This window comes from Roseomonas sp. TAS13 (genome assembly GCF_001950415.1).
GTDB classification, from domain to species: domain Bacteria; phylum Pseudomonadota; class Alphaproteobacteria; order Acetobacterales; family Acetobacteraceae; genus Roseomonas; species Roseomonas mucosa.
In genome coordinates this window covers 1-8,533 of record NZ_BDLP01000186.1, presented here as the reverse complement: position 1 = coordinate 8,533, position 8,533 = coordinate 1, and the positions used below count along the sequence as shown (strand labels likewise).

Below are 8,533 nucleotides of genomic sequence, written 5' to 3'. Positions count from 1 at the left end.
TGGCGGAGGCCCGCCGCGAGGAAATGCTCGGATGGTTCCAGGGACCGCCCGAGGAGCGCCGCGCCCAGGCGGAGCGTTTCATCGACAACAACGTCGTCACACTGCCGCCCGAGTCACGCCGCCTGGCGATCGAGGACGTGTTGCGCGCCAACCCCGCCGCCTGGCGCCACTGGCTTGAATCCGGCAGCCGGGAGGACTGGGGCCGGCGCGTCGGCATCCTGCCCTATCCGACGCTGATCCTGGCTGGCGGCGAGGACGCGGATCTGGGCCCGGCGGCGCAACGGAGGCTCATGGCGCCGCACTTCCCCGAATCCCGGCTGGAGGTCCTGTCGGGCCTCCGGCACCTCCTGCCATTGGAAGGGCCGGAGCGTGTCGCGGCCCTGATGCGGGACTTCCTGGCCGAATGCGCGCGTTGAGCGCCGCACCGTCGCGTCAGCCGGGCACGCTCGTCCCGGCGCCTCCCGCGAGACCCGGCATGGGGAGGGGATATCGCTCCCGCAGCGCCTGGAAGGAGATCAGCTCCCCCGCGATGGCGCTGGCGGCCACGGTCGGCGGGCTGGCGAGCCAGACCTGGCCGGGGCCGGAGCGGCCCGGGAAGTTGCGGTTGATGGCGCTGACCGTCACCTGGGAAGGAGAAACCGAGACTCCGGGGCCACAATTGGCGCAGGCGCCGCAGGCCGGCTGCAGGATCTCGGCGCCAATGCGCGCGAAGGTGTCGAGGTAGCCGCGCGCCGCGCAATAGTCCCGCACGGCCGCCGTGCCGAACTGCAGAAGCAGCCGGACATGCGGCGGCGGCCTGAGTCCGCGCGCCACGGCCCAGGCCAGCACCTCGTGGTAATGGTCGAAATCCTCGCGCTTCCCGGCGGTGCAGGAGCCGCCATAGGCGATGTCGATCCGCACCGGCCCGTCCAGCGCCGCGACGGGCACGCCCCGCCCCGGATCGCCCGGCGCGGCGAGCATGGGCGACAGGTGCGACAGGTCCAGGGTGATGACCTCGGCATAGGGTGCCCCCGGATCGCTGCACATCCAGGGTTCCGGCTCGAAGTCGATGCCGCGCCGATCGCGCAGAAAGCGCCGGGTTTCGGCATCGGGGGCGACAATCCCGGCGAAGCCCCCCAGCTCGGCCGTCATGTTGGTGAGCGTGGCCCGCTCGTCGATGCCGAGGCAGGCAACGCCCGGCCCCGCGAACTCGAAGACCTTTCCGACGCCCGTGCCGGCCTTCAGCCCAGGCCGGGCGAGGAGATGCAGCACGATGTCCTTCGCGGTCACGCCGGGCGGCGGGCTGCCCTGCATCTCGATGCGCAGCACCTCCGGCACCCTGAGCCGCACCATGCCGGTCACCATGGCATTCGCCATGTCCGTGGTGCCGACGCCGAAAGCCAGGCAGCCCAGCGCACCGCTGTGCGGCGTGTGGGAGTCGGTGCCGACGATGAGCCGCCCCGGCAGGGCGTAGCGTTCCGCCACCAGGGCGTGCGAGATGCCCTCGGAGCCCTCTCCGCCCGGAAGGTAGCCGTGATCCGTCAGCCCATGCTCGGCGACGAAGGCGCGGTGCGCCTCCGACAGCGCCCGGACATGCGGCAGCAATCCGCGCTCCACATGTGCCGGGCTCCGGTGCGCATAGGAATAATGGTCCTCGAAGGTGAGGATGGAGCCAGGGTCCTCCAGCACCGGCGTTTCGCCGAAGGCGCCGCGCAGCATGAAGCGGCACATCGCCGTGTAGATGTCGTGGATGAAGCGCAGGTCGGCGCGCACGAAGATCCCCGAGCCCGGTTCGGGTCGCTCCCCGGCACCCGGAACCGCCACGGCATGACGGGCCAGGATCTTGGCGGCCAGGGTCTGCGGCCCCGGTAACACCGCCGGGCGTGCGCCGGATGCGTGCCGCAGCACGCACCGCCCGTAGGCCAGCAGCCCGCCGGCCCGCAGCACGGCGGCAGTGACCGCGTCCCGGCCCGCGACGAGCTCCTCCACCCCGATCGACTCGCCGCGCCGGATGCGTTCGACCAGCCCGAAATCCGTCGAGGTGAAGAGCCCGAGATTGTCGGCGTTCTGGCGGTAGATACGCTCGAAGCTCTCCGCGATGACGAGCCGGATGCCGGCCATCTTCTCGGCCAGCGGGCTGTGCTCGCGGGAGGAGCCCTTGCCGTAGCGTGCCCCGGCGACGACCACCGAGAAGCCACCCGCGCGCGCCGCTCCGGGCCGGAACGGCAAGGCGTCGTCGCATTTGACGTCGGTATAGGCATGGTCGGCCAGCGCTTCGTCGAAATGGACGAGCGAGGGCAGGGGGGTGATCTCGTCGGTGGAGACGTCGTCGCGCAGCCGCCCCGCTTCGGCAAGCGTCAGGTCGCAGCCCCCGAGCTGCGCCGTGACCAGTTCCGGGTCGCCGGACAGGAAGAGGACGCGTCCCGGCAGTTCCAGGCGGTCGCTCATTCCGCCGCCATCGGCAGGTCGGGTGCCCAGAGCAGGCCCGCCGCCGCCATGCGCCCGATCTCTGCCTCGGACAGCCCGGCCTCCCGCGCGATCTCCAGGCTGTGCTCGCCGCTGCGCGGCGGCTGGCGCCGCAATCCCAGGCGGGCGCCGTCCACGGCCACGGGCAGGGCCGGCAGCCCCGCCAGCGGGCGCGCGGCGGTGCCGCCGGGCGCGACGCGGGCGGCGCCTTCGGCGCTCGCCATCTCTGTGTCCAGCAGGCCGCCCGAATTCCGCAGATGCGGATCGTCGAAGAGGTCGCCCGGCCGGGCGATCGGCGCGAAGCTCAGCCCCAGCGCCTCGCAACGGGCCATCAGCTCGGCCTTGGAAAGCCGCCGGAAGACCTCCGCGACGCGGGGCAGGTATCGGGACCGGTCGAGCACGCGCTGCGCCTGGGTGGCCAGCGCCGGGTCGCGCAACAGGTCCGACAGGCCGAAGGCCTCGCAGAAGCCGCGCCACTGGGTCTCCGTCACGACGCCGACGAAGACCTGCTCGCCGGGATCGGCCGTGTCAAAGACGTCATAGACCGACCAGGGCTTCACCATGGCCGGATCGCCGAAGGAAGGCGGGTTCTGCCCGGTGATGGCGTTGGCGGCCATGTGCTGCGCCATCAGCACCATGTTGGTCTCGAAGAGCCCCGACTGCACATGCGCGCCCCGCCCCGTGGCCTCGCGTTCGCGCAGCGCGCCCAGGATGCCGATCACGCCGAACAAGCCGCCCATGATGTCGTTGACCGAGGAGCCCGCGCGCATCGGCTTGCCAGGCAGCCCGGTCATGTAGGCGAGGCCGCCCATCATCTGCACGACCTCGTCTAGCGCCGCGCGGTGCTCGTAGGGGCCGGGCAGGAAGCCCTTGCAGGAACAATAGATCAGCCGGGGATTGAGCGCGGAAAGATCGGCATGGCCGAGTCCGAGCTTGTCCATCGCGCCGGGGCGGAAATTCTCCAGCACCACATCGGCCTCGGCGGCGAGGCGGCGCACCAGTTCCAGGCTCTCGGGACGCTTCAGGTCGAGGCACAGGCTGCGCTTGTTGCGGTTGAAGCTGGGGAAGAAGCCGATCGCCGCGCCCATCAGGCGCCGGGTGTTGTCGCCTTCCGGGCCCGGCTCGACCTTGATCACGTCGGCGCCGAGATCACCCAGCACCATGCCGCAGCTCGGCCCCATGATCATATGGGTGAATTCCAGCACGCGGATGCCGTGCAGCGGGCCGGTCGTGCCGCGCGGCGTGGCCGGGACGGCCTCCGGTGCCGCCTCGGCCGGCCGGGCGGCGGCCTCCCGCGCCGGATGGAAGGTGCGCGGGATGCCGGCCCTGGCGACACGGCCGTGCAGCACCTCGCCGGGCAGGCCTTCCTGCAACAGGGCACGCGTCTTGATCAGCGCGGCGAGATCGATGCCCGTGTCGAAGCCCTCCGATTCCAGGAGATAGACCAGGTCCTCCGTGTCGATGTTGCCCACCGAGCCGGGGGCGAAGGGACAGCCGCCGAGCCCGCCCAGGGCGGCATCGAAGCCGCGCACGCCTTCCTCCAGCCCGGCCAGCACATTGGCCAGCCCGGTGCCCATGGTATCGTGCAGATGCAGGTTGCCGAGGCGCACGGGGCCGAGCTCCAGCCGCACCGCGCGCACCAAGCGGCGGACCTGCCGGGGGCTGGCATAGCCCAGCGTATCGGCCAAGGCGACAGCATCGGCCCCGGCCCCGGCCAGTTCGGCGGCCAGGGCGATCACCTCGCGCTCCGGCACCTCGCCCTGAAGGGAGCAGCCGAAGGCGGTGGAGATCCCGGCCTCGATCGAGGGCCGCGCCGCGCCGAGCGTGCGGGCCCATTCCACCACGCGGCGGAACTCCGCCACCTGCTCCGCCCGGCTGCGGCGGACATTGGAGCGGCTGTGCGCCTCGCTGGCGGAAACGGGCAGGACGATCGCTTGCGCCCCGGCGGCCGCGGCATTCTGCGCGCCGCGCAGGTTGGGCGCCAGCGCCATCACCTGCAGCCCCGGATGCGAGGCGCGCAGGCTGCCGACCACCTCGGCGGCATCGGCCATCTGCGGCATGGCGGCGGGCGGCACGAAGCTCGCCACCTCCATCTCCGGGATGCCGGCTTCCGCCATGGCGGCGATCCAGCGCAGCTTCGTCCCGGTCGGCATCACCGACCGGATCATCTGCAGGCCGTCGCGCGGCCCTACCTCCCGCACTGTGACGGCGGGTTTTTCCTTGGCGTTCCTCATGCTCGCATGATGCCCCCGCGAGGCGCGGAGGTGAAGCCGTGGTTGGCGGGATCAGCGTCCGCCATCCGCGGAAGTCGGCCAGGCTAGATGATCCCGCAGCAGCCGCGCGGCGGGGGGCAGCATCGCCGCCGGCCGGGTGATCAGCCGCAACTGCCGCCGCGCCCAGCCCTCCTCCAGCGGCACGGCGCACAGGGCAGGCGTCCCGGGGCCTGTCCCGGCCAGTCCCTCCGGCACCACGGCGAGGCCCAGCCCCGCCGCCACCAGGCCACGGGCCGCCTCCGTCGCGCCGACCTGGAAGCGGAATTCCAGCCGGTGGCCGAGCCTGCGTGCCGCGTCGTCCAGGATCAGCGACAGCGCGCCCCCCTCCTGCACGCCGATGAGCGGATGCTCCAGCAGCGCGCCGAAGCGCAGGGATCGGGCCGTCGCCAGGGGATGGTCCGCCCGGCACAGGACGACCAGCCGGTCGCGCCGCCAGGGGCGGGCCTCCAGGGAGGACGGGATCTCGCTGGCGCTGGTGATCAGTCCCAGGTCCCCCCGTCCTTCCACGAGGTCGTGGAGGATCGTGCCGCTCGTCTCCTCCTTCAGCTCGACACGGATGGCGGGATGCCGCGCCGCGAAGCCGGCCAGCAACGCCCCCAGGTCGTGGCCCGCGATCACCGAGGCCGAGGCGCCCAGCCGGACGCTGCCCTGTCCGCCGCTGGCGAAGGCGCGGAAATCCCCGGCGAAGCGGGCCGAGAGGTCGAAGAGGGCGCGCGCATGCTGCGCGATCGCCTCCCCCGCCGCAGTCGGGCGCACCCCGCGCGCGCCCCGTTCCAGCAGCGGCAGGCCGCAGTCGCGTTCCAGCAGTTGCAGCCGCTTCGCCGCCGCCGAGGTGGCGATGCCGCAACGCTGCGCCGCCTGGGTGATGCTGCCGAGCTCCACCGTCGCCAGCAGGATGCGCAGGGTCGTCCAGTCGGCCTGGAAGGGGTTCATGAGGCATGCCCATCACGGGATCGGGGTTGGCGTGGCGCGATGATGGCCGCTGCCGGAGGGTGCCGAAAGACCGGCTTGGCTTGCGGAGACCGGAGGGTTAGACCTGGGCCAAAGCATGATCCGGCGGGGACGAACCCGGCGGCAGGGAGGAGATCAAGGCATGAAGCGGCGCAGCTTCCTCGCGGCGGGCATAGCTTCGCTCGCGGCCCCACGGCTGGCAGGCGCCCAAACGAATGGGCGCCCCTCCTCGGTGCTGCGCGTCATTCCGCAGGCGGACCTGGCGGTGCTGGACCCGGGCATCACCACGGCCACGGTGACACGCAACCACGGCTTCATGATCTTCGACACGCTCTATGGCCTGAACGCCGTCGGCGAGCCGGTGCCGGAGATGGTGGAGGGCCACGAGGTCGCCGATGATGGCCGAAGCTGGATGCTGCGGCTCCGCGGCGGGCTCCGCTTCCATGACGGGGAGCCTGTGCTGGCCTCGGATGCCGTGGCCAGCCTGCGCCGCTGGGCGCGCCGTGATCCCTTCGGCAAGACGCTGATGGCCGCGACCGACGAGCTGTCCGCGCCTGACGACAGGACCATCCTTTTCCGCCTGAAGCGTCCCTTCCCGCTGCTGCCGCTCGCCCTGGCGAAGACCACGCCCTACACGCCCTTCATCATGCCGGCGCGGCTGATCCCCTCCGATCCCGGCACGCCGATGGCGGAGATGATCGGCAGCGGCCCCTTCCGCTTCCTGCCCGATGAGCGGCTGCCGGGCGCGCGGGTGGCCTATGCGCGCTTCGACGGCTATGCGCCGCGCCAGGGCGGCCAGCCCGGCCTTTCCAGCGGCCCGAAGCAGGTGCATTTCGAGCGGGTGGAATGGCAGGTGATCCCCGATGCCTCCACCGCCCTGGCGGCGATCCAGAACGGCGAGGTGGACTGGTGGGAGCGGCCGATCCCCGACCTGCTGCCCCTGGTCCGGCGCGACAGGTCGCTGCGCGCGGAAATCACCAACCGCGCCGGCACGATCGCCTTCATCCAGTTCAACCACCTGCATCCGCCCTTCGACAATGCCGCCATCCGCCGATTGGTCCTTTCCGTGGTGGATCAGGACGAGTTCGAGCAGATGATCAGCGGCACCGATCCCGGCCTGCGCGGCGGCAAGGTCGGCATCTTCCTGCCTGGCGGCCCGATGGCCACCGAGGCGGGGCTGGAGGAGATGCGCGGCCGGCGCGACTTCGACGCTCTGAAGCGCGAGCTGGCCGCGGCCGGCTACAAGGGCGAGCGCGTGGTGATGCTGGTCGGCACCGACAGCCCGGTGAACAACGCCGTCAGCGAGGTCATGGGCGACCTGCTGCGCAAGATGGGCTTCAACCTCGACTACCAGGCGATGGACTGGGGCAGCGTGGTGCAGCGGCGCGTCAACCAGCAGCCGCCGGACAAGGGCGGCTGGAACATCTTCGGCGTCAGCGCGGACGGCGACTATTTCACCGACCCGACCGTGGTCCCTTCGATCCGGGCCAATGGCCGGGATGCCTGGGTGGGCTGGCCAACCAGCGCGCGGGTGGAGGAGCTTTACCGCGACTGGTTCCTGGCCTCGGATCAGGCGGAGCGCCAGCGCATCGCGCGCGAGCTGCAGGTGCAGACGCTGCGCGAGGCCAACTGGATCCCCGTCGCACAGGTCTTCCTGCCCACGGTGCTGCGCGCGGATGTCGCGGGCGTGCTGCCCGGCTTCGCGAAGTTCTGGAACGTGCGGCGCAGCTAGCCGGTTCCAGTCCACCGGAAAAAGAGGGAAGGCGTGACGGGCGTCGATCTTCAGGCCCTGGCGGAGCTGGGGCGCAAGGTCCTCTGGCTGGCGACATGGACCATCCATCACGCCAACCATCTCCGCCCGAACACGGACGGGCTGAAGGTCGGCGGCCACCAGGCCTTCTCCGCCTCCATGGCGACGATCCTGACCACGCTCTACCTGGCGGTCCTCCGGCCAGAGGACAGGGTGGTGGTTAACAGTGCCTTTTGCTCTGTTGAAACGCTCATGCGGCCTCGGCGAGAAGCATGAGGTTGTGGGTGAGGACGCGGAGGACGAGTTCGCGGTTCTGGGATGCGGTGTTGCGGGCGGTGAGGGCTGAGCCGAGGCGTCGCTTGTGCTGGCTGAACCCGCTCTCGACATGCCAGCGCTGGTGGTAGAGGGGCTTGGGAAAGCGGTATCGCATGGCACGTCGGTACGGGGTCTTGGGCCAACGGCGCCCTGTGTTGCGGCGGTTGAGGCGGATCACCGTCTGCCGGACGCCGAGGTCGTCGCGGCAGAGACGGTGGTTGTGCTCGGCGTCGTAGCCGGCGTCACCGAGGGCGGTGTCGATCGCGACCCGTTCCGCAGCTTGGCGCATGGCCGGGGTGAAGTCCGGTGATTCCTGGCTCGGGCCGAGGCCCGGCACGGCGCCGAGCAGGAGGTGCGAGCCGGTATGGAGCACGACGGTCAGCTTCGGCCAGGCCCGCTGGCGGTGTCCCTTGCCCTTGGACCGGCGCTGGCCGAAGTGGGCGCTGACGTGACGGGTTTCGAGCCCGGTCGCGTCCACGGCCACGACCGGTGCGGTGTCGATCAGGCCGCGGCTCGGGCACGCCGGACCATGGCAGTCTGGACGCCAATGAAAGCCCCCCGGCCTCGGCGTCTGCCAGGATGCGGCGCGAGGCGTGGGCCAGGGTCGAATAGTGCGGCACCTTGGCCAGTCCGAGGGTGCGTCGCAACTCCGACCACTCGGCGACCAGGGCCTGGAATTGACCCGATCTCGTGGACGGTTTTCAGGCTTGGGGGCTACGTGTCGACGTCAGCCTCCTGCATGAGGGCTTCGTAGGTCATGGGAGAGCGGTAGCCCAGGGCCGAGTGCAGCCTGACGGGA

At 71.3% G+C, this 8,533-nt stretch carries 6 protein-coding genes and 1 pseudogene; 3 read left to right on the top strand and 4 right to left on the bottom strand.

The annotated features are described in order from the left end of the window. Positions 1-416: alpha/beta fold hydrolase (locus ROTAS13_RS14575; RefSeq protein ID WP_216348656.1), on the top strand; the 416-nt coding region annotated here is incomplete at its 5' end. A 16-nt stretch (positions 417-432) separates the two neighbouring features. On the opposite strand, the gene ROTAS13_RS14570 is transcribed toward ROTAS13_RS14575, so the two are convergent. Genes ROTAS13_RS14570 through ROTAS13_RS14560 form a run of 3 tightly spaced genes read right to left on the bottom strand, consistent with a single transcriptional unit; the run spans position 433 to position 5,651 of the window. Next, positions 433-2,427: an aconitase family protein gene (locus tag ROTAS13_RS14570; protein WP_075822697.1), complete on the bottom strand. Its 1,995-nt coding sequence runs from the start codon at positions 2,425-2,427 to the stop codon at positions 433-435. Beyond that, positions 2,424-4,679, bottom strand: coding sequence for a hydroxymethylglutaryl-CoA lyase (locus ROTAS13_RS14565; protein ID WP_171979104.1), 2,256 nt, complete (start codon positions 4,677-4,679; stop codon positions 2,424-2,426). Before ROTAS13_RS14565 ends, ROTAS13_RS14570 begins: the two co-directional genes overlap by 4 nt. A gap of 51 nt (positions 4,680-4,730) precedes the next feature. Continuing rightward, complete coding sequence (locus ROTAS13_RS14560; RefSeq protein ID WP_075822695.1) at positions 4,731-5,651, bottom strand: LysR family transcriptional regulator; 921 nt, start codon at positions 5,649-5,651, stop codon at positions 4,731-4,733. Between the two features lie 160 nt (positions 5,652-5,811). On the opposite strand from ROTAS13_RS14560, the gene ROTAS13_RS14555 reads away from it, so the two are divergent. Then, positions 5,812-7,401, top strand: coding sequence for an ABC transporter substrate-binding protein (locus ROTAS13_RS14555; RefSeq protein ID WP_075822694.1), 1,590 nt, complete (start codon positions 5,812-5,814; stop codon positions 7,399-7,401). Between the two features lie 33 nt (positions 7,402-7,434). Further along, positions 7,435-7,641, top strand: a pseudogene (locus ROTAS13_RS14550) (hypothetical protein); the annotation flags it as partial. 28 nt (positions 7,642-7,669) lie between these two features. Here the strand turns inward: ROTAS13_RS14550 and ROTAS13_RS14545 are convergent. Next, positions 7,670-8,218 carry a transposase gene (locus tag ROTAS13_RS14545; RefSeq protein ID WP_075822692.1) on the bottom strand — a complete coding sequence of 183 codons (549 nt, stop codon included), beginning with the start codon at positions 8,216-8,218 and terminating at the stop codon, positions 7,670-7,672. Positions 8,219-8,533: the final 315 nt, after the last annotated feature.

Coding starts and splice junctions, on each gene's coding strand:
- ROTAS13_RS14555 (WP_075822694.1), top strand. CDS start 5,812: ATGAAGCGGCGCAGCTTCCTCGCGGCGGGCATAGCTTCGCTCGCGGCC.
- ROTAS13_RS14570 (WP_075822697.1), bottom strand. CDS start 2,427: ATGAGCGACCGCCTGGAACTGCCGGGACGCGTCCTCTTCCTGTCCGGC.
- ROTAS13_RS14560 (WP_075822695.1), bottom strand. CDS start 5,651: ATGAACCCCTTCCAGGCCGACTGGACGACCCTGCGCATCCTGCTGGCG.
- ROTAS13_RS14565 (WP_171979104.1), bottom strand. CDS start 4,679: ATGAGGAACGCCAAGGAAAAACCCGCCGTCACAGTGCGGGAGGTAGGG.